Here is a 21,416-nt window from a genome sequence, read left to right as displayed (position 1 = left end):
CCATGAAACAGACCTGGAAACCCGGGACCACCATCTACCCGCTGCCCGCCGCACTGGTGAGCTGCGGCAGCACGCCCGAAGAGTACAACCTGCTTACCGTCAGCTGGGTGGGCACGATATGTACCAACCCGCCCATGTGCTATGTGTCGATACGTCCCGAGCGCTACTCCTACGAGATTCTGCGCAAGAACATGGAGTTTGTCATCAACCTCACTACTGTCGAGATGGCCCATGCGACCGACTGGTGCGGCGTCACCTCGGGCAAAGACTACAACAAGTTCGAGAAGACCGGGCTCACCCCCCGCCAGGCACAAATCGTGCAGGCCCCCTACGTAGACGAGTCGCCCCTCTGTATCGAATGCAAGGCCCGCGAAATCGTACGACTGGGCTCGCACGACATGTTCATCGCCGACGTCGTCAACCTGCTGGCCGACGACCGCTACATCGACCCCTCGACCGGCGCCTTCGACATGCAGAAGGCCAACCTGCTGGTCTACTCGCACGGGCACTACTACGAGATGGGTCGCGAGATAGGCAAGTTCGGCTGGTCGGTACAAAAGAAAAACAAATAGACAAATACACGCGCATGAAGAGACTGGCCACTGCTATCTGTATCGCACTCTCGCTCACCTTTGCCGCACAAGCGCAGGTGAAGGAGCTGAACGTGAGCAAACGGTTCAACTGGGGCGTACGGCTGGGAGTGAACGCTCCCCTGGTCGACATACGTCACATGAGCCTCGACGGCACCCAGATAGACGAATCGGACTCCGAATCGAGTCTGGGACTCACAGGCTCCTTTATCGGGCGGTACAACTTCAAACGCAACTATATCCAACTCGAGGTGGGCATGCACCAGTCGCACACCCGGCTGTACAACCCCGACTACGGATTGAGCAAAATCAACACCTCGGCCTATGCCATCGATGTTCCCGTGCTGTACGGCTACAACATCACCAAGCACGGGCCCTTCCTGATGAACCTCTTTGCCGGACCGCGCGTCTCGTACATCTGCAACGAAACCAGCCAGATCGATGTCAACGGCACGACATCGCGCAATCTGGTCTACGACGACAAGCCCAACAGCTTCTCGTTCTACGCCGTGGGCGGACTAAGTACCACCATCGGCCACCTGTACATCGACTTTCGGTATGCCTACTGCATAGGAAACTCGAAAGACCAATCGTTCAAAATCGACCTCGACGACTCGCAGGTGGGGCAGGTAAAGCTCTCGCGGGCCGTCAACGAGTTGAGCATTTCAATAGGATATTTATGGTAAAAATACACTAACACAAAACCAACATGAAAAGAGACAACATCATTTTCGACATTATCGAAAAAGAGAATCAACGACAACGTAAAGGTATCGAATTGATTGCCTCTGAAAACTTTGTCAGCGAACAAGTGATGCAAGCCATGGGCTCGTGCCTGACCAACAAATACGCCGAAGGGTATCCCGGCAAGCGTTATTACGGCGGTTGCGAGGTGGTAGACCAGAGCGAGCAAGTGGCTATCGACCGGCTCAAAAAGCTGTTCAACGCCGAGTGGGCCAACGTGCAACCGCACTCGGGAGCCCAAGCCAACATGGCCGTATTCATGGCCGTGCTCAACCCGGGCGACAAGTTCCTGGGTCTGAACCTCTCGCACGGCGGTCACCTGTCGCACGGAAGCCCCGTGAACTTCTCGGGCCTGATGTTCCACCCGCTCGAATACAGCGTGAAAGAAGATACCGGTTATGTCGACTACGATATGATGGAAGAGGTGGCTCTGCGCGAGCGTCCGAAACTGATTATCGGCGGTGCATCGGCCTACTCGCGCGAATGGGACTACGCCCGCATGCGTAAGATTGCCGACGAAATCGGCGCCATCTTCATGGTCGATATGGCTCACCCCGCCGGCCTCATCGCCGCCGGTCTGCTCGAGAATCCGCTCAAGTATGCCCACATCGTCACCTCGACCACTCACAAGACCCTGCGCGGTCCCCGCGGCGGTATCATCCTTATGGGCAAAGACTTCGACAACCCCTGGGGCAAAAAGACGCCCAAAGGCGAAATCAAGAAGATGTCGGCTCTGCTCGACTCGGCTGTATTCCCCGGCGTACAGGGCGGCCCGCTCGAACACGTGATTGCCGCCAAAGCCGTAGCCTTCGGCGAGGCCCTGCAACCCGAGTATGTCGACTATCAGACTCAGGTGAAGAAGAATGCCGCCGTCATGGCTCAAGCCTTCATGGACAAGGGATACAAGATTATCTCGAACGGTACCGACAACCACTGCATGCTCATCGACCTGCGCACCAAGTTCCCCGAACTGACGGGCAAGGTGGCCGAGAAGGCTCTGGTTCAGGCCGACATCACGGTCAACAAGAACATGGTTCCGTTTGACAGCCGCTCGCCGTTCCAGACCTCGGGTATCCGTGTAGGTACACCGGCCATCACCACCCGCGGTGCCAAAGAGGATATGATGCTCGAGATTGTCGAACTCATCGACACCGTGCTCTCCAACCCCGAAAGCGAAACGGTCATCAAAGCCGTTCGCGAGAAGGTAAACGGCATGATGAAGGACTATCCCATCTTCGCCTACTAATCGATTGACTTTTATTCATTCACATTCGGTACACTCCCCACTTGCGGGAGTGTACTTTTCATTTACATCACCATGAAAACAAGTGCTAAACTTCTTGTATCGGCCCTGTTGCTGGCCGGAGCCTTCGCCCCGGAGTGTGCAGCCCAGGACTGGCCCAACCTCAACCGCTACCGCAGCGACAACCAGACCAACCTCGAGGCCCGTCGCAACGACCCCTCCGACGCCCAAAAGAGCTGGGTGGTATTCATGGGTAACTCCATCACGCAAAACTGGGCTTCGATGGACCCCGAGTTCTTCACCAGCCACAACTACCTGGGCCGGGGAATCAGCGGACAGACTTCGCCGCAGATGCTGCTGCGCTTCCGTCAGGATGTCATCGACCTCTCGCCCAAGGCGGTCGTTATTCTGGCCGGTACCAACGACATTGCCGGCAACACGGGCCCCTCGAGTGTCGAGATGATTATGGACAACATCGAATCGATGGTACAGTTGGCCCAGGCCAATGACATCGAGGTGGTGCTCTGCTCGGTGCTCCCCGCCAACCGCTACGGCTGGGCTCCCGACGTGAAACCAGCCGACACGATTATCGAACTGAACCGACAGATAAAAGCCTATGCCGAGGCTAACCGGATTGTCTATGTCGACTTCTACACACCGCTCGTCGACGACCAGAAGGGACTGAACGACGCCTACGGACGAGACGGCGTGCACCCCACCATCGACGGCTACAAGATCATGGAACCGCTGGTAGTCGAGGGTATCGAAAAGGCTTTGTCGCGTCGATAACAGGACGCAACCCATACTCACACACAGCAAAGGCTCGGGGAATTGTCCCCGAGCCTTTGTCATTATCCCGAAACCGGCAAGGTATCACCGGATGCCGTATCGTTTCAATATCTTCATAATCTGGGGCTGGTACTGCTGCACCAGTCGGTCGAAGCCCAGGTCGTTGGGATGCGTGCCATCGATGGTCCCTTCGTGGTCGGTACCGATAGCATGGTTGTCGCGAATGAGGTAAAGGTCTTTTACCCCTTCCTTCTTCAGCTGTTCGTACTGCGCGATAAAGGCCTCGCTCTGACGGACACAACGCTCGTGCATCTGCTGGTCGCTATACCCGTCCTCGCGCATGAAGGTCTCAATCATAATAATAGGTACCCCGGGGTGATGCTCGCTTATCGTCTTCACCAGATAGTGGGTGCGCTCGGTAATCTCCTCGGGCGAGGGGTTGGGCATGCAGTCGAGCACGAAGGCATCGGCCTCGACGTCCTTCAACATGTCGGCCACAGCAGGTTCCATCTTGCCGCTACCGCTCAACCCGAAATTGACAAAGTTGATACCCGTGTTGCGGGCCATGCGGGCCGGATAGGCCAACCCGGCACGGCTGGCCGAAGCCCCGTGCAGAATGCTCGACCCGTAGATGAGTACCGTGTGGCGGAAAGGCGACGGCTCGGCCGTGATGACCGCAGCCGAATCGACCCCGATTTCGAGCGAGGTAATCTCGTCGAAGAGGGGGAGATACAGGAGGAAACGATGTTCGCCCGGCTTCAAGGCCTTGACCAGACGACTCTCGTGTTGGGTTTTTCCGGCCGTGGGAACGCCCTCACCTACCGGCATCCAACCCTCGTCGTCGTACATATAGAGGTCGAGCCCCCGTTGGGCAATGGGAGTCATGTTGCCCATCACCCGCTTCCCTGCAGTAGTCCAGCGGGCCACCACGGTAGAGCTGTTGGTTTTGAAACTGACCGCCAGACCGGCCGGATAGGTAAAGAGGGTTTTCACCCGCTTGGGCATGTTGCCATACTTCTCCACATCGACCCGGTGATAGACGTTCGCAGGAGTAGGCATCGCCTTCCCCACCAGGGTGAGGCCCGAGGCATCGACATACTTCAAATTCTCGTTGGCCGACCATACCAGAGCCGGCATCAAACAGCACAATGCAATGAATAAAATTCCACGTTTCATGGTTGATTATAATTTATGTTTCACATAGATTTCCATCAAAGAGGGTCTACATCGTAGTAGAGCAGCAGCGACTTGAAACGGTCGTCGACCAGCATGTTTTCATAGACCTGCCGCAAAATCTCCTTCACCCGCGACATCGAGGCCGCCAGTTCCATCTTCAACACCACCTTGCGGATATAGAGCGACTGGATGCGGGCGACCGGCGGATTGTCGGGGCCCAGCACCCGGCTGCCGAAGACCTCGCGCAACGCCGTGGTATAGCGCACGGCAAGCTCCTGCAAGAGGGTCTCGTCGCGATGCTTCAGGTAGATGTATATCAACCGGGTATAAGGGGGATAGGAGAAAGCCTTGCGTTCGGCCAACTGCCGGTTGTACATGCCCTCGTAGTCGTGGGCAATGACCTGCTGAATCAGAGGCGACGAGGGGTCGGAGGTCTGCAGCACCACCACCCCCTTCTTGTTCTTACGCCCGGCCCGGCCCGACACCTGCTCCATCATCTGGAAAGCCCGCTCGTGGGCCCGGAAGTCGGGGAAGTTCATCATCTGGTCGGCACTTAAGATACCCACCACGCTCACCCGGTCGAAGTCCAGCCCCTTGGTAATCATCTGCGTGCCGATGAGAATCTTGTTCTTCCCCTTCGAGAAGTCGTCGATAATCTGCTCGTAGGCGTTGCGCGAACGGGTGGTGTCCAGGTCCATGCGCGACACCGGCACCTCGGGGAAAAGCCGGGCCACATCCTCTTCGATGCGCTCAGTACCGAAACCCATCACCCCGATGGTAGGCTGTCCGCAGGCGGGGCACACCTTGGGTATCTCGTAAGTGTAGCCGCAATAGTGGCAGGTAAGCTGGTTGTACCGTTTGTGATAGGTGAGGCTCACGTCGCAATGTTCGCACTTGGGCACCCAGGCACACTGCTTGCACTCGACCATGGGGGCAAACCCCCGGCGGTTCTGAAACAGAATGACCTGCTCGCCGGCCTGCAAGGCGTGCTGCATGCGGTTGAGCAGCTCGGGCGTGAAGTTCCCCTGCATGCGGTTTTTCTTGCGCATCTCCTTGACGTCGACCGGGATAATCTCGGGCAGCTCCACATCGTTGAAGCGCTTCTTCAGCTCCACCAGCCCATACTTGCCCTGCCGGGCATTGAAATAGGTCTCGATGGCCGGAGTAGCCGTACCCAGCAGGGTTTTGGCACCGTGCATCGAAGCCAGCACGATGGCGGCGTTGCGGGCATGGTAGCGGGGAGCCGGGTCGTACTGCTTGTACGAGGTCTCGTGCTCCTCATCGACAATCACCAGCCCCAGGTCGGCAAAGGGAAGAAAAATAGACGAGCGCACCCCCAGCACAAGCCGGGGCTCGCGACTGTCGAGCAGAGTATTCCATATCTCCACCCGCTCGTTGTCCGAGAACTTGGAGTGATAGATCACCAGCTTGTCGCCGAACATCTTGCGCAGCCGGTTGGTCAACTGGGTAGTGAGAGCTATCTCGGGCACCAGATAGAGCACCTGCCGCCCCTCGGCCAGCACCCGTTGAATGAGGTGGGCATAAATCTCGGTCTTCCCGCTCGAGGTGACCCCGTGCAGCAACGTGACGTCGTGCTCCCTGAACGACTCGACTATCTGGTTGCAGGCCATCTGCTGCAACTCGCTCAGCGGGGCTATCTCGCCCTCGGTGAATGTGGCCGTATCGAAACGGCTTATCTCTTTTTTATAGACTTCGAAAATTCCCTTCTCGACCATTGCCCCCAGCACGGCCGACGAGACACCCGAACGGTCGAGCAACGCCTTGCGCGAAACCTCGCGCAGTTTGCCCTTCTGCATGAAGAGCGACAAATCGAGAAACGAGAGGAGCATTACCTCCTGCTTCTTGGCCTGCTTCACCCGCTCGAAGGCACTGCGCAGAGCCACCTCGTCGCCCGGGGCAAAGGCGAGGCGTATGTAGGTCTCGGTCTTGGGACGGTAGTGTGCCTTGATTTGCTCCGAAACGAACACCGCTTCGCGCTCCAACAAGAGGCGCAGCGTAGGCAACAGATTATGCATGCCGCTCTCCTTTTCGAGTTCTTGCACGGTCATGCGCGATTTTTTCGATAAAGCCGTCAACAACATCCATTCCCGCTCTTTCAGCCGGTCGTCATCAGGCTCCTCGAAATCGGGGTTCAAAGTCACAGTCGTCTCGCTTTCGAGTTTCAGCCCCGAAGGCAATGCCGCCTTGTAGACATCGCCTACCGAGCAGAGATAATAGTCGGCAATCCACTCCCAAAACTGCAACTGCGGGCGTCGCAAAACAGGGCGATCATCGAGTATGGAAAGAATCTCTTTTACCTCGTAGCCCTGAGGCATGACATCGTGCAGCCGCACCACAATAGCCGTGTAGTATTTCTTGCGACCGAAAGGCACCACCACCCGGCTGCCGGGCTGCAACGCGACTTGCCAATCGGAAGGAATCCGATACGTAAAATATTTATAAAGAGGCAAGGGTAATACAACATCGGCAAATGCATTCATAACGAAAAACTTTTCTTCCCGGGCAAAAATCCCGGCTCAATCTCGTACAAAGATACGCAAAGGTGAGAGCAGAGACAAATGAAAACATGTGTTTTCAAATTTGGCGATGCCGAACCGAATCCAGTCTTCGTATAACAAAGATAATGAAAGTCGAAAGTAGAAAAACAAGCTCGCTTGATTTTTTATACTGAGACGCATCTTATCTTATGAAAAGATAGTGAAAGGGAACAAGGTTACTTGGATTTTTCCCTGTCCTGTCCGGTCATCTGTCAGGGCGGTTATCCTTCAAAAGATTATTCCTGTATTCAGTAGGATAAACTCCCAACCGCTTTTGCACATACCGACTGAAATAGGAGACGGAAGAGAAATTCATCTGCTCTGCAATTTCGGTCATGGAGAGTCCTTTTTGCCGAAGCAGGCGGGTGATTTCCTGCATGGTGAAGCGGTCTATCCAGTAAGAAGCCGGCTTCCCGCTTACCTTTTTGCATATTTCCGACAAATAGTGGGGCGTGATGCAAAGCCGTGACGCATAAAATTCGAGGGCTCGATTTCGAATATATTCACCGTTATACAGCAACTCTATGAAGCCTCGTAACAGAGAGGTAACTCGCTCCGACACTTGCAAGTCCCTGTGGCTACGCGCGTGAATGTCGTACAAGTCAAGAATATGGGCTGTCAGCAGGCTGCCTAACAATTCTTCTCGGAAAAAATGATTCTCTTCTTCCATACGCATACGCAGATATTGCAAGGCGGCCTCGCATATCCGGAAATCCCGTTCGGAAAGTTTCATGACCGGATTCCGCAAAAGCGACAGATGCCCTATGATGCCATAATTACTGCGAATGGCAATCGAAGTAACGAATGCTTCCGAAAGGTTCATCAAGATACCTTGGAAATCATCTGATGCAGTAAAATCCGATGCAAGTGTCGCATTGGGCAGAATAACATAGTCACCGGCTGCAATGTTATAATGGGTATCCTGAAAAGAGAATCCCATATTACCTTTTCGGCAAAGGATATGGATTACTCTTCCCGCATATCGCAAAGTATTAAAATCATGCCATGTATCGGCAAAAACAATACCATCAAATTTCGTATCGCTCATTATCCAAATCTATTTATTGACAAAAATGCACAAAAACCACGAATAGTGAAAATATTGCTCCAAATTATGAATCAATAGAGCAATAGACTCCCCGTAATTTTGTATCAAAGTTAAAACCTTATAAGCATATGAAAGATGTAAGACTGAACAATGGCGTAATGATGCCGGCCATCGGATTCGGCGTATTTCAGATTCCGGAGGATAAAACAGAACGTGCCGTAAGCGATGCTATCGAAGTGGGGTATCGGCTGTTCGACACGGCAGCTTCCTATTTCAACGAAAAACAAGTGGGCAATGCCATCAGGCAAAGCGGCATCAAGCGTGAGGATTTTTTCATCACCACCAAATTATGGGTGCAGGATTATGAGTATGACGACGCACTCCGCGCCTTTGACAAGTCATTGAAATTGCTCGGGCTCGATTATATCGACCTCTATCTGTTGCACAAGCCCTACGGCAACTATTATGCCGCATGGAGAGCCTGCGAACGGCTTTACAAAGAAGGTCTTGTCCGCGCCATCGGCGTGACCAGTTTCTCCAATGAACGCTTGCAGGACCTTTTTCTTCACAATGAGGTGAAACCTGCCGTGAATCAGCTTGAAACACACCCGTTTTTCCAGCAGCATGCCGCCAATACGTTCTTGCTGAAAGAGGCTATCCAGCACGAGGCGTGGGCTCCTTTTGCCGAAGGGAAGAACGACATTTGGAACAACTCCGTGCTGAAAGCCATTGCAGAAAAACACGGGCGCACGGTGGGGCAAATTGTCCTCCGCTGGCTGAACCAGCGCAATGTGGTGGTCATTCCCAAGACAGTGCATAAGGAGCGTATGGCAGAGAACCTTGCCATCTTCGATTTTACCCTTACAGACGGAGAAATGCAGGCCATTGCAGGGTTGGACACGGGGAAAAGCCCCATCTACGATGACATGGATTTGGAAACGGTGAAAGGCATCGGATTGCACAAAATACATGATTAGTTGAAAACAATGATCAGGATAATTTCAATCATGCTCTGCCTGTCATTGGCTTTTCCTCATGCCATGACAGGGCAGGACAATCAAAGGAACAAAGGTATGGAAGTATTGAATCTGACACGGGAATGGGACAAGACTTTCCCGAAGAGCGACAAAGTCGTTCACAGCAAAGTAACTTTTGAAAACCGCTACGGCATCACGCTCGCCGCAGACCTCTATGTTCCGAAAGGAGCAAGCGGACGGTTGGCCGCCATCATCGTATGCGGCCCTTATGGTGCGGTTAAAGAGCAATGTTCGGGTCTTTATGCCCAAACCATGGCCGAGCGTGGATTCCTTACACTGGCTTTCGACCCCTCCTATTGTGGCGAGAGCGGCGGACATCCCCGGTATGTTTCTTCGCCGGACATCAATACGGAAGATTACAGCGCAGCGGTAGACTATCTTATTTTGCGTGACGATGTAGATGAAAACCGCATAGGTATCATCGGTATTTGCGGCTGGGGCGGATTGGCTATCAGTGCAGCCGTCATGGATACACGCATCAAGGCTACGGTATCTTCTACCATGGGAGCGTTCGATACGTTCAATACGCCGGAAGAACGCTATGAAGCACGCCGCCGGCTCAACGAACAGCGCACCATCGATGCCCGCAACGGCAACCATGCACTGGCCGGAGGCGTACCCGACACATTACCTGCCGATGCCCCCCGGTTTATGAAAGATTACCACGACTACTACAAGACATCACGGGGGTATCACCCTCGTTCGCTCAACTCCAATGCGGGGTGGCAGACCATCACCAACCTGCCGTTCTTTACTTTCCCGTTGATGGCCTATGCAGGCGAAATAAAAAGTGCCGTGCTTGTCGTGCATGGCGACAAGGCCTACTCGCTTCCGGCTTCACAGGAGGCGTTCAGCAAATTGAAAGGCGACAACAAGGAACTGATGATTATTCCCGGAGCGAGCCATACCGACTTGTACGACCGGTTGGATATAATTCCGTTCGACAAGTTCGAGGCGTTTTTCAGGGAGAACTTAAAGTAACCGCATCGGTCAAAAAAACAGATTCAGATGGCTGGTATTACGGTTTTACCGGCCATCTGTTTTTTTTAGCGTAGATGAACGGAAAGAGTATCGGGAACAAACAAAAACATCACAAAAAAGCGGGGCCGAGAGCCTCGCTCCCAGCCCCGCTTATACAGCATCAAATATCGTTTCGTTTAGAAGAGGTAGGCAGCCGTCACGGTCCAGGCACGGCTCTTACCGTTCAAGGTTGCATTGATCAGATTGTCATCGAGCTCCATGGTCTTGCCCAAGCCCCAACCATACTGGGCTGCAATCTGCAAATGGCTGAAGAACTCGAGACCGAGACCTAAGTTGATGGCCGTCTCGAAGCTCTTGTTCTTGTACTGATCGGCAAAGTTGTCGCCTACCCGGAAGGCAAAACTGGGACCGGCATAGACAAAGGGCGACATGAACGACCCTACCACCGGCAACGAGAATTTATACTTCAGGTTGATAGGTATCTCTATATAATCGGTGTGATGCGTCTCTGTCAGGTTGGAAATAACCTCTTTCAAGGTAGATCCTTTGCGAGAGTACATCACACTAGCATCGAGGCCCACCCCGATAACGGGCACCATAAACTCGGCCATGATACCACCCGTAAAACTCGTGATATTGTTCGATTTCAAATTCTCAGACAAGTTTCCACCCAGAGAGAGAGACGAGATGTTCACACCAAGCTTGGGTCCAAACTTAAACTGTGCATTGGCCGGAATCGCCAAAAACAAGGCAGCAATGAGAGCTACACAAAAAACTGTCTTTTTCATAAATCTCTTTTTATTTGTATTTCTAATTTTTAGTCGCAGAACAGACTATTTCTATAACCCATTTCGCGACACCTCTTTGCACAAAGATAAGATAAAATATATTAAAATCACAAAATCGAACGAGAAATCGACAAGAAATACAAAAATTTACAGACTCTTATCGGCTATCAAAAAAAATAGCGTATCTTCGACAATCGAAAAAAACAAGACTTCGACTTATGGATATCACAGACAACAAACCGACCATCGAAGAAGAGATCGTAAAGATGCTGAAAACCGTCTACGATCCCGAGATTCCGGTCAACATATACGACCTGGGGCTCGTCTATGACATCGAGGTAAACGACGGCGCCGTGAAGATAGCGATGACACTCACCGCCCCCAACTGCCCGGCGGCCGACTTCATCATCGAGGATGTGCGCATGAAACTCGAGAGTATCGAAAATGTAAAGAGCGTCGACATTCAACTCGTATTCGAACCCGAATGGGACAAGGACATGATGAGCGAAGAGGCCAAACTCGAGCTCGGACTTCTGTAAACCGTATTGCCTATGCCCGGGACTAAAACCTATTTTGCTTCTGATTTTCACCTGGGAGCCCGATACATCGAGAATCCCTTGGAATACGAACGTCGCATCGTGCGATGGCTCGACAGCATCAAGGCCGATGCCGGTACCCTCTACCTGCTGGGCGACATACTCGACTACTGGTACGAGTACCGCTACGTAGTGCCTCGCGGCTTCACCCGCTTCTTCGGCAAGCTGGCCGAGCTGAGCGACAGTGGTGTCGACATACACTGGTTCATCGGCAACCACGACATCTGGATTTTCGACTACCTGCCCCACGAGTTGGGCATCACCATACACGACGGTACCCTCATCACCGAGATTGGCGGAAAGCGTTTTTTCCTCTCGCACGGCGACAACGTGGGGCATCGCGACCGTTCGTTCCGGCTGCTGCGCAGCATCTTCCGCAATCGGTTCTGCCAACGCCTCTACGCCGCCATACACCCACGGTGGACCGTAGCTTTTGCCCTGCGTTGGTCGGCCCACAGCCGCAAGGCCGGCGACGACTATGCCGAGTATCGGGGCGAGAAGAACGAACACTTGGTGTGCTTTGCCAAAGAGTACCGCAAAGAGCACCCCATCGACTGCTTCATCTTCGGCCACCGGCACATCCTGCTCGACTTGGCTCTGCCCCAGCAAAGCCGCATCGTCATCTTGGGCGACTGGATTAAAAATCCATCCTATGCAGTATTCGATGAAACGGGTTTAAATTTGTATGATTACATCGAAGAATGAGGCAAAAATGATGTCAAAATATCTATTTTAATATTTTTTACACATTCAAAGAGAAGTAAAGAATTTAATCCCAATCAATTATTTAACAACAATTTACAACCCCAAAAACCTCAAAAGTAATTAAAAAACCATATTATAAAACATATTTTTTTGTTTGCGTATCTGCAAAAAAAAGTTGTCCTTTGTGTCAATAACCTAAAACAATCTTTTTTACCTTAAAAAAATTAATACCTATTGAAAACCTATAAAGGAAGAGCTTTTGAGAAAAAGCTCTTTTTTTATTTTTCATACCATTCTGTCAACCAACCATTTAGTCTACACCCAAACCTATCGCGCCGCCCACCCTGCGATAGCACGACGGCAGAAACCGCTCGATCTACAATAATATATTATATAGGAGTCATCGACCCGCTGCCTGTATAGAGACCGTCGGGCTACGGCCTGCCCCTGTCGTAATCTGCCGTTCTCAACGACCCGCCTTCCGTGCTACCGCTTCCCTGACGAAGAAGAATCTAAAAAAACCTGAAATAGATATTTATTGCACAAAATAGATAAAAAGCTACATTTCGACGAAAAAATCAGCTTTTACATATCATTTTTTCAATTATTTTTCTATATTTGCAAAATACAAAATAAGACATCACTTTTTATATAAATCTTCACTAATAAGTTTTAATTATGAAAAAATCTTACCTACTCACCTGCATTGGTTTGGTAATGAGTTTATTAGGATTTATACCAATCACTCATGCACAGACCTACCCCTACTCTTGTGGGTTTGAGGACGATGCAGAAAACGCACAGTGGACATTTGTCATTACCGACGATGCTCCCATCTTCGAAGACTTCAACGAGCTTGATGCCAATGAGCCTAATATGGGCCTGGGATCCTGGACTTTGAAAAACGGATATGCCACGGGCAGTACCGCGACCTCTTGGAGTATCTGTACGACCAGCGCCTATGTGTGCGACGGAAAATCGCTGCAAGCCAACGACGCCCGAGCTACAAGTACCGCCCTGCTGATAAGCCCCAAACTGACTTTTGCAGCCGACCGCAGCGCCAAAATCTCGTTCTACATGCGTCGTGCCAGTGGCTCCAGTAAAGAGAACGAAGGATTCAAAGTATATGTCAACGAGGTAGCTGATATTTACAACTACGACAGCGACGGAAACATAGTCATTAACAGCGACAACACCGTCCCCACGCTGGTCGATCCCATACTCCATGCCAAGAGATATGCAGGTAGCGAAATAAGTTTGGAGACAATGTACCCCGTAGAGGTAAACATCCCCGCCGAATATGCCGGGAAAGATTTCTTCGTTATCATCGAAGCCATTCAGGAATACGGAAATTCCAACGCTATCGACAACCTCAAAATCGAACTGTTGCCCAACACCCCGCGACTGGAGAATACAACCGAGTCGATAAATCTGGGCTTTGTAAAAGCCGGCGAAACAGCTTCGCAAGAATTTACCCTCTCCAACGTAGGTACCAACGTATTGGAGGTCAACCTCGCGATGGCCGATGCAAATTCCTCCTTCTCGGTTACTCCCGAGACAGCCAGCATTCCGTTCAACGAACAAAAGACCTTCACGGTCAGCTTCTCGAACAGTGAAGTAGGTCCGTTCAGCGACAACCTCTATATCACGACCAACGGCGGCAACGACACCATCGCCCTCCAGGCCGAGACCTATCCGGCAACCTCGTACTACGAGACCTTCGACAACTCGACCAACCTGCCGGCCGAATGGGTAGTGGTAGCCGATGGCAACGAAACCACCTACTCGATCAAGACCGGAGTCGGTGAAGACGGGTCGAACGTACTGACTGCCGCCGTAGACTACTGGGGCGACACCTCATCGCTCGACACCATCTACTCGCCCGTAGTCTCGGGTAAAGTGACTTTCGACTTCAAGAAGGTATATTCGGCCTCATCCATATTCGAAGCCTTCCTGGTTGACGCATCCGGCAACAAGACCGAAATCGAGTTGGGAGCCAGCACAACCAACTGGACACCCATCGTCATCGAAGATGTGCCCGAAGGCTCGCGCTTTGCCTTCCTGATAAGCAACTCCTACCTCGACAATTTCATGGCATTCGCACACCAAGAGATTACCAAAGGTATACAACTGCAGAAAAACTCGCTCAACCGTCCGAGCAGTTGGATGTCGCTGTATGCCGGTGAGGAAAAGGCTACCGACAATACCATACAGTTTACGTTCAAGAATATCGGTACCCAGGCTATCGAAGCCGGAAGCTACAACTTCACCACCCAACTGGTCGATGAGAACAACGCTCCCGTCGAAGGTGTTTCGTACAAGACCTATATCCAGAACGGTGACGAGTATACACTCTACGAAGACAACGTAATACCCGGCCCGGCCATTGCTACCAACGAAGAGAAGACCATCAGCGGCTACATGCTCATCGAATGCGACGACGAGATCAGCAAACTCATGTTCAATGTAATCGCCAACGGTGTAGAGAACACGCACTTCGTTGTAATGCAAACAGGAAACAACCTGACCATCAGACCCAACAAGGGCTCAGCCTCTTTGCCTGAACTGGTCTTTGGCATGACCAACAAAGCCATGACTCTCGACTACGTCATCAAGAACAGCAGCAACAACGGCGCCCTCACCATCTCGAGCTTCACGGCCCCTGAGAACTCGGCATTCACGGTACAGGCCGAATTGCCTATCGTCATTCCCAGCAGCGGCTCCGATACGATTCAGATCACCTTCGATGCAGCCCCGGGACACTATGCCGACAGCATTGCCGTAGAGCACGACGGTATAGGCAACACGAAATTTGCCGTATCGGGTACCATGCTGGCCGCAACCACTTTGCTCGAGTCGTTCGAAGGCGACATGTTCCCGCCCATCTTGTGGTCGGTCATGCAAGGAGAGTGGAGCAAGAGCTCGAGCTCGCCTTACGACGGTAAAGCCTGCGCCGCCGCTACAAGCGTAGAACCCGATACCCTCGTCACTCCGTTGCTCCACCTGGCAGCCGGCGACTCCATCGCATTCTCGCTCAAAGCCGCAAGCTCAACGGGCTACGGAACAGAGATCTACTACTCGGCCGACGGTAAGAACTGGAATCCGTTGAAATCGATTTACGTATACGCTTCGTATTGGAACGACTGGGAACCCATGGCCGTCTACATGCCCGACGACTTTACAGAGGGTGACTACTACCTGGCATTTGCCAGCACGAGAACCTACCTCGATCTGGTTTATGGCCCGCAAGTAGTTTATCAAGATCACCGACTCGACATCAAGAATTTCACAGGCTCGACCAAGGGTATGGTCAACTACTCGCAAGACTTTACCATCGAAATCGCTTGCCTGGGTATCGAAGATGAAACGGCCGACAGCTACTCGATCGACCTGATGAATGGCGACGAAACCATTGGCCACTACGAGGTGGAAGACATGACGCTGGGCGACACCAAGAGCTACACTTGCTCGTGGACTCCTCATACCGTTGGCGAAGCCCACATCTACGCTCTGTTGACCCTCAACGGCGCCGTAACTTCGACCGATACCATTACGGTAGATGTAGCCGAAGAGACCTTGATTTCGGCCATCATGATTGGCGACTTGAACTCCCCCACATCGACGACGTACTACAAGCACCTCCTCTTCGAGACGCTCTATACGCCCGATTTGCTCGACGGTCTGACCGAAGGCGATGTAATCGAATCGATCAACCTGCCCTATCTGGCCGTCAACTCTACCGTACAAGGGTATAGAATCAACGTCTGGTTCGGCAACACCGACAAGACCGAACTGACCACCGAAGCCATGTCGGCTGCCGACATCGAAGGCCTCTCTCACATCGGTGCAGACCTGAGATTCGAAATCGGCGGTACTCAAGAGGCTCCTCTCTATTTCGAAATGCACCCCGAAACGCCCATTACCTACAATGGTGGCAACATTAGCCTCATTGTTTCGGTCGACTCTACGGCTTATGCTCCTCGTGACAATGCCCAGTTCTTCCTGTCGGAGGGCAACCTCAGATCGATGAAGGCCTACTCGTTCGACGGTAACACATCGGCCGACTACATGGATGCCTGGACAAATGGCTCATACGTACCGGGCTACAAAGAGAGCATTATGACCATCAAACTGGGTCTGGCTGCCGAGGCTCCTGTTGTTCACGGTATCGTTACCCGTGCCGACAGTGACGAACCTATCGAAGGTGCTACGGTCACCATGCAATCGGGCGAAGTCATCTACTCGGCCACGACCGATGCCAGCGGTGCTTACAGCATCTCCGTACTGCAACCGGGCAAAGAGTATGAAATGAGTGTGACGAAAGACCAATACACCGCCGTAGACGGAGTAACGGTTACCGTAAATGAAGGCGACGACATCGAACAGAACTTCGAGCTGACCATCATCACCGGTATCGACCACACGGCCGAAGCTGCCACCAAGATATTTACCGACCGCTCGGGCAATATCCGCATCGAGGCTGGCAGTCCCATCGAGCTGGTTAAGGTATACTCGATGAGCGGTAGCCTCTGCATCACCGAAAGTCCTGCCACCGAATCGGCCATAATCAATGCCGCCAACCTCAAGGGCGTTTACATCGTCGAGGTTCAAACGGCCGGCAGCGTGAAGCGTGCCAAGGTAAGACTCTGATACGACTTATCACTCAAACCATAAAGAGGCTGTCTCAAAATAGAATTGCAAAAGTAAAAATCTTATAGATTAAAACCTAGAAGTAAAAAATCTCCTGCTTTAGCCCTTGTTTATTGCAATTATAGGACTAAAAGCAGGAGATTTTTATGTTGTAGCTTATAGATTGTAAGTAACCCTATCTCTATTTTCTATTTTGAGACAGCCTCTTTTTTTTATTTCGTCAAGCCAAAATAAAGCCCTATATTTGTAAACATGAACCATCCAGCAGTGTCATCGATGAAACGATATGCCATCATAGTAGCCGGCGGCAAAGGTACTCGCATGGGCAGCGAGCTGCCCAAACAGTTTCTGCGCCTGGCCGGGAAACCCATACTGGCCCATACGCTCGACAATTTCTACCGGTTCGACCCCGCGACAGAGCTGGTGGTCGTACTCCCCGCCTCGCAGCAGGAGTATTGGAAAGCGGTATGCCAGGAGTGCCATATCGACATTCCCCACCGCATCGCCTCGGGCGGAGAGACCCGCTTCCACTCGGTGCGCAACGGGTTGGCCCTGCTCCCCGACGAGGGGCTCGTGGCCATTCACGACGGAGTGCGCCCGCTGGTCGCCCACACCGTTATCGAGCGTTGCTTCGCTACGGCACAAGAGTATGGCGGTGCCATACCTACCCTACCGCTCACCGACTCGCTGCGGCAACTGGGCCCCGACGGTTCGAGCCAGGCGGTGGACCGCAGCCGCTTCGTGGCCGTACAAACCCCGCAGACCTTCCGCTGCCACGAAATCAAAGAGGCCTATGACCAACCCTATCGCGAGACCTTCACCGACGATGCCTCGGTCTACGAGGCGGCCGGATACGCTCCCCGCCTGGTCGAGGGCAACCGCGAGAATCTGAAGATAACCCTACCCATAGACCTGGCTTTGGCCGAAATTCTGCTCGCCCGATGACCGACCTCGCCAAACTCGATATAAAATACCTGCCCGGAGTCGGGCCCAAACGGGCCGACCTCCTCAACAAGGAGCTGGAGATACATACCTATCTCGATCTGCTCCACTACTACCCCTACAAATACATCGACCGCAGCAAGACCTACAAGATAAGCGAGATCGACGGCTCCATGCCCTACATCCAACTGCGGGGACGCATCGTCTCGTACAATACCCACGGCGAGGGTGCCCGTCGGCGTCTCACCGCCCTGTTTTCCGATGGCACAGGGGTAATCGAGCTGGTATGGTTCAAGGGCATCCGCTACATCACCGAGCGATACAAGCCGGGCACGGAGTATACCCTGTTCGGACGGCCTACCCTCTTCAACGGGAAATTCAACATTGCCCACCCCGAACTCGACCCCATCGACGACCGCATCGACAACACCACCGGTCTGCAAGGCTACTACAACACGACCGAGAAAATGAAGAACGCCTTTCTCAACTCCAAGGCGCTGCAAAAGATGGTCTACACCCTGCTAACCAGCATACAGGCCCCACTGCCCGAAACCTTGCCCGCCCCCGTCATCGCCCACATGCAACTGATGGGGATTACCGATGCCCTGCGCAACATCCATTTCCCCATATCGGTCGGCCACCTGCGCCGGGCCGAGATGCGGCTCAAATTCGAAGAGCTCTTCTATCTGCAGCTCCACATCCTGCGATACACCCGGCTGCGCAACCAGAAACTGGGCGGATTCCGGTTCGACCACATCGGCGACTGCTTCAACAACTTCTACCACCACATACTTCCCTTTGAGCTCACCCAAGCCCAAAAGCGAGTCATCAAAGAGATACGGGCCGACATGGGCAGCGGCCGGCAGATGAACCGGCTGCTGCAAGGCGACGTGGGCAGCGGCAAAACCCTGGTGGCCCTCATGAGCATGCTTATCGCCGTCGACAACGGCTACCAGGCTTGCCTGATGGCCCCCACCGAGATACTGGCCACCCAGCACTACGAGGGGCTGAAAACGATGGTCGAGCCTCTGGGGTTGCGCATCGAGCTTCTCACCGGGTCGGTCACCAAGAAGCGGAGGGCCCCCATTCTCGAGGGGCTGCTCACCGGCGAGGTCAACCTGCTCATCGGCACCCATGCCCTGCTCGAAGATACGGTCCACTTCGCCAACCTGGGCTTTGTCGTCATCGACGAGCAGCACCGGTTCGGCGTAGAACAGCGCTCCCGCCTCTGGCACAAGAACTCCACGCCGCCCCACATTCTGGTGATGACGGCCACCCCTATCCCCCGCACCCTGGCCATGACGGTCTACGGCGACCTCGACGTATCGGTCATCGACCAGCTGCCCCCCGGCCGCAAACCCATACAGACCCTGCTCCAATACGACAGCAAGCGAGGCCAACTCTATGCCGCCCTGCGCAAGCAGTTGCAGATAGGTCGGCAGGCCTATATCGTCTACCCCCTCATCCAGGAGAGCGAGAAGAGCGACCTGAAAAACCTCGAGGAGGGCTACGACCACATACGCGAGGTGTTCCCCGAGTACCGGGTGTGCATGGTTCACGGCAAGATGAAGGCAGCCGAGAAGGAGGAGCAGATGCAGCGGTTCGTCTCGGGCGAGGCGCAAATCATGGTAGCCACAACCGTCATCGAAGTGGGGGTGAATGTACCCAACGCCTCGGTCATGATTATCGAGAATGCCGAGCGGTTCGGACTGGCCCAGCTGCACCAGTTACGAGGCCGTGTAGGCCGCGGAGCCGAGCAGTCGTACTGCATACTGATGACCTCGTACAAAATAAACCAGGATACCCGCAAACGGCTCGAACTGATGACCGAGACCAACGACGGATTCCGCATTGCCGAAGCCGACATGCAGATGCGCGGGCCCGGCGATATGGAGGGAACCCAACAGAGCGGCATCGCCTTCAACCTGCAAATTGCCAACCTGGCCAAAGACGGCCAAATCTTGCAGGCGGCTCGCGACGAAGCCAACGCGCTGCTCGACAGCGACGAACGACTGGAACATCCTGAAAATTATATCGTACGAAAAGAGTTGAGCCGGATCTTCGAAAGGCAAAAAAACTGGGGATTGATTAGCTAATGTAAAATAAGGGGTTTTATGTTGTAAAACATATTATTCATAATTTATTATAAATCAAATAGATAATACGCAAAATCTACCATCACCCCATAGAGGGAGACTAAATTTTGTTAACCACCCAGAACACTTCTCCCCAAAAATCATTATCTTTGAAGAGTGCGTTTGAAAAAAGCACACCCATATCATAGTTTAGATTACTGGAAGTCTTTTTTTGACTCTCTATTTTTTTAGGACTTGGCTCGGGCCAGAAACAAATTAAAATGTATTTCGGAAAAATAAAACATTGTATCCTCCCACTGCTGCTTGCATTCTCGTTAGGCACACTCAATGCCCAACACAATAGGAATCTCTCTACTCAACAACACTCCAAACTGCATCAAGACCTCATCGCCGGTCAGCAGAACATTCACAAGTCCATCAATCTGGTCGACTCGATTGCCCTGCTCGAGATGCTCGAAGAGGAGGAAGAGGAGTTCCCCGGGTCGGATGTATATGGCGACAACTGGGATCAGACGTGGGTAAACCCCTATAAAGTTCCTATCGAAAAACTGCCCGAAACCGAAACCATCGACGTATCGGAATATTGCATGCCCATCATCAGCCACATCACCTCGAACTACGGCTGGCGTCGCCGTCGCATGCACCGGGGCGTAGACCTCTCGCTCCATATCGGCGATACGGTGCGTGCCGCCTTCTCGGGCAAGGTACGGCTCACCCGCTACGAGCGCCGCGGCTATGGCTACTACGTCATCATCCGCCACAACAACGGTCTCGAGACCATCTACGGTCACCTCTCCAAATTCCTGGTGGAGCCCGACCAAATCGTCAAAGTGGGCGACCCCATCGCCCTGGGTGGAAACACCGGCCGCTCTACCGGTCCGCACCTCCACTTCGAGACTCGCTACCTGGGTATGGACATCAACCCCAACAAGATATTCGACTTTGTAAACCAGGTACCCCACACCGATACCTACACCTTCAACCCCAAAGAGTTGGCCAGCAGTCTGGGATACGGGAAATACAAAAACAGCAGAAACAAAGGGACCAACAACGGTGCCAAATATGTGTCGTACCGCGTACGCAAAGGCGACTCGCTGTCGAGAATAGCCAGCAAATACGGTGTCTCCATCAACCAATTATGCAAACTGAACGGAATCAAACGAAACGCTATCCTGCGTGAAGGGAAGGTTCTGAGAATAAGATAATAACCCCAAAATTAGAACAACAACAAAAAATTGAATCATTTCCATTAAAACAAACTGCTTCATTCTATAAAAAGCATCAACGTGCGTTGGTGCTTTTTTTTATTCCTCTCCACTCTGTACAGCCCATCCCAAAGAGCTGCCTGCCGACAAAAAGCAGACGGCATCCCCCCGGCAGAGAACGAGTCGCCCCTTCCCCGGGAGAAGAAGGGGGCTACCTACCTCGGCACACAGGAGTGTGACCGAACGGCTCGATTCGGAACCCGGCGAC

The 21,416-nt window shown here is 52.8% G+C and carries 16 protein-coding genes; 12 read left to right on the top strand and 4 right to left on the bottom strand.

Features of this window, described 5'->3' with window-relative positions:
* Positions 1-2: 2 nt before the first annotated feature.
* The 4 genes from NW211_RS08010 (at position 3) to NW211_RS07995 (ending at position 3,366) form a co-directional block, all read left to right on the top strand.
* Positions 3-572, top strand: coding sequence for a flavin reductase family protein (locus NW211_RS08010; protein WP_087408896.1), 570 nt, complete (start codon positions 3-5; stop codon positions 570-572).
* 14 nt (positions 573-586) lie between these two features.
* On the top strand, positions 587-1,276 hold the full coding sequence (locus tag NW211_RS08005) for a porin family protein (protein ID WP_087408897.1): 690 nt from the start codon (positions 587-589) through the stop codon (positions 1,274-1,276).
* A gap of 23 nt (positions 1,277-1,299) precedes the next feature.
* Positions 1,300-2,580 carry a serine hydroxymethyltransferase gene (gene glyA, locus NW211_RS08000; protein WP_087408898.1) on the top strand — a complete coding sequence of 427 codons (1,281 nt, stop codon included), beginning with the start codon at positions 1,300-1,302 and terminating at the stop codon, positions 2,578-2,580.
* Positions 2,581-2,652: 72 nt separating this feature from the next.
* Positions 2,653-3,366, top strand: coding sequence for an SGNH/GDSL hydrolase family protein (locus tag NW211_RS07995; protein ID WP_258327512.1), 714 nt, complete (start codon positions 2,653-2,655; stop codon positions 3,364-3,366).
* An 84-nt stretch (positions 3,367-3,450) separates the two neighbouring features.
* On the opposite strand, the gene NW211_RS07990 is transcribed toward NW211_RS07995, so the two are convergent.
* The 3 genes from NW211_RS07990 to NW211_RS07980 form a co-directional block, all read right to left on the bottom strand.
* Positions 3,451-4,542, bottom strand: a complete 1,092-nt coding sequence (locus tag NW211_RS07990; RefSeq protein ID WP_087408901.1) for an SGNH/GDSL hydrolase family protein — start codon at positions 4,540-4,542, stop codon at positions 3,451-3,453.
* Positions 4,543-4,577: 35 nt separating this feature from the next.
* On the bottom strand, positions 4,578-7,043 hold the full coding sequence (gene priA / locus NW211_RS07985) for a primosomal protein N' (RefSeq protein ID WP_258327511.1): 2,466 nt from the start codon (positions 7,041-7,043) through the stop codon (positions 4,578-4,580).
* Positions 7,044-7,305: 262 nt separating this feature from the next.
* Positions 7,306-8,148: an AraC family transcriptional regulator gene (locus tag NW211_RS07980; protein WP_258327510.1), complete on the bottom strand. Its 843-nt coding sequence runs from the start codon at positions 8,146-8,148 to the stop codon at positions 7,306-7,308.
* 128 nt (positions 8,149-8,276) lie between these two features.
* On the opposite strand from NW211_RS07980, the gene NW211_RS07975 reads away from it, so the two are divergent.
* Both NW211_RS07975 and NW211_RS07970 read left to right on the top strand, forming a co-directional pair.
* Entirely contained in the window at positions 8,277-9,125 is an 849-nt protein-coding gene (locus tag NW211_RS07975; RefSeq protein WP_258327509.1) for an aldo/keto reductase, read from the top strand.
* Positions 9,126-9,134: 9 nt separating this feature from the next.
* Entirely contained in the window at positions 9,135-10,166 is a 1,032-nt protein-coding gene (locus NW211_RS07970; RefSeq protein WP_375379583.1) for an alpha/beta hydrolase, read from the top strand.
* A 176-nt stretch (positions 10,167-10,342) separates the two neighbouring features.
* Here NW211_RS07970 and NW211_RS07965 read toward each other — a convergent pair whose 3' ends face one another.
* Positions 10,343-10,954, bottom strand: coding sequence for a porin family protein (locus tag NW211_RS07965; RefSeq protein WP_258327508.1), 612 nt, complete (start codon positions 10,952-10,954; stop codon positions 10,343-10,345).
* Between the two features lie 218 nt (positions 10,955-11,172).
* On the opposite strand from NW211_RS07965, the gene NW211_RS07960 reads away from it, so the two are divergent.
* From NW211_RS07960 to NW211_RS07935, 6 genes are all read left to right on the top strand, one after another.
* Positions 11,173-11,493: a metal-sulfur cluster assembly factor gene (locus NW211_RS07960; protein ID WP_087408904.1), complete on the top strand. Its 321-nt coding sequence runs from the start codon at positions 11,173-11,175 to the stop codon at positions 11,491-11,493.
* Positions 11,494-11,505: 12 nt separating this feature from the next.
* Positions 11,506-12,255: a UDP-2,3-diacylglucosamine diphosphatase gene (locus tag NW211_RS07955; protein WP_258327507.1), complete on the top strand. Its 750-nt coding sequence runs from the start codon at positions 11,506-11,508 to the stop codon at positions 12,253-12,255.
* Between the two features lie 678 nt (positions 12,256-12,933).
* Complete coding sequence (locus tag NW211_RS07950; RefSeq protein WP_258327506.1) at positions 12,934-16,905, top strand: carboxypeptidase regulatory-like domain-containing protein; 3,972 nt, start codon at positions 12,934-12,936, stop codon at positions 16,903-16,905.
* A 276-nt stretch (positions 16,906-17,181) separates the two neighbouring features.
* Positions 17,182-17,850 carry a 2-C-methyl-D-erythritol 4-phosphate cytidylyltransferase gene (locus NW211_RS07945; protein WP_258327532.1) on the top strand — a complete coding sequence of 223 codons (669 nt, stop codon included), beginning with the start codon at positions 17,182-17,184 and terminating at the stop codon, positions 17,848-17,850.
* A complete protein-coding gene (gene recG, locus NW211_RS07940; RefSeq protein WP_258327505.1) occupies positions 17,847-19,943 on the top strand; it encodes an ATP-dependent DNA helicase RecG in 2,097 nt (698 codons plus the stop codon). The genes NW211_RS07945 and recG overlap by 4 nt, the downstream gene beginning before the upstream one ends.
* 260 nt (positions 19,944-20,203) lie before the next feature.
* Entirely contained in the window at positions 20,204-21,148 is a 945-nt protein-coding gene (locus NW211_RS07935; protein WP_087408909.1) for a M23 family metallopeptidase, read from the top strand.
* Positions 21,149-21,416 lie beyond the last annotated feature (268 nt).

This window comes from Barnesiella sp. ET7 (assembly GCF_024733785.1).
In the GTDB taxonomy this organism is placed as follows: domain Bacteria; phylum Bacteroidota; class Bacteroidia; order Bacteroidales; family Barnesiellaceae; genus Barnesiella; species Barnesiella merdigallinarum.
This window is presented reverse-complemented; position numbering and strand designations above follow the sequence as displayed.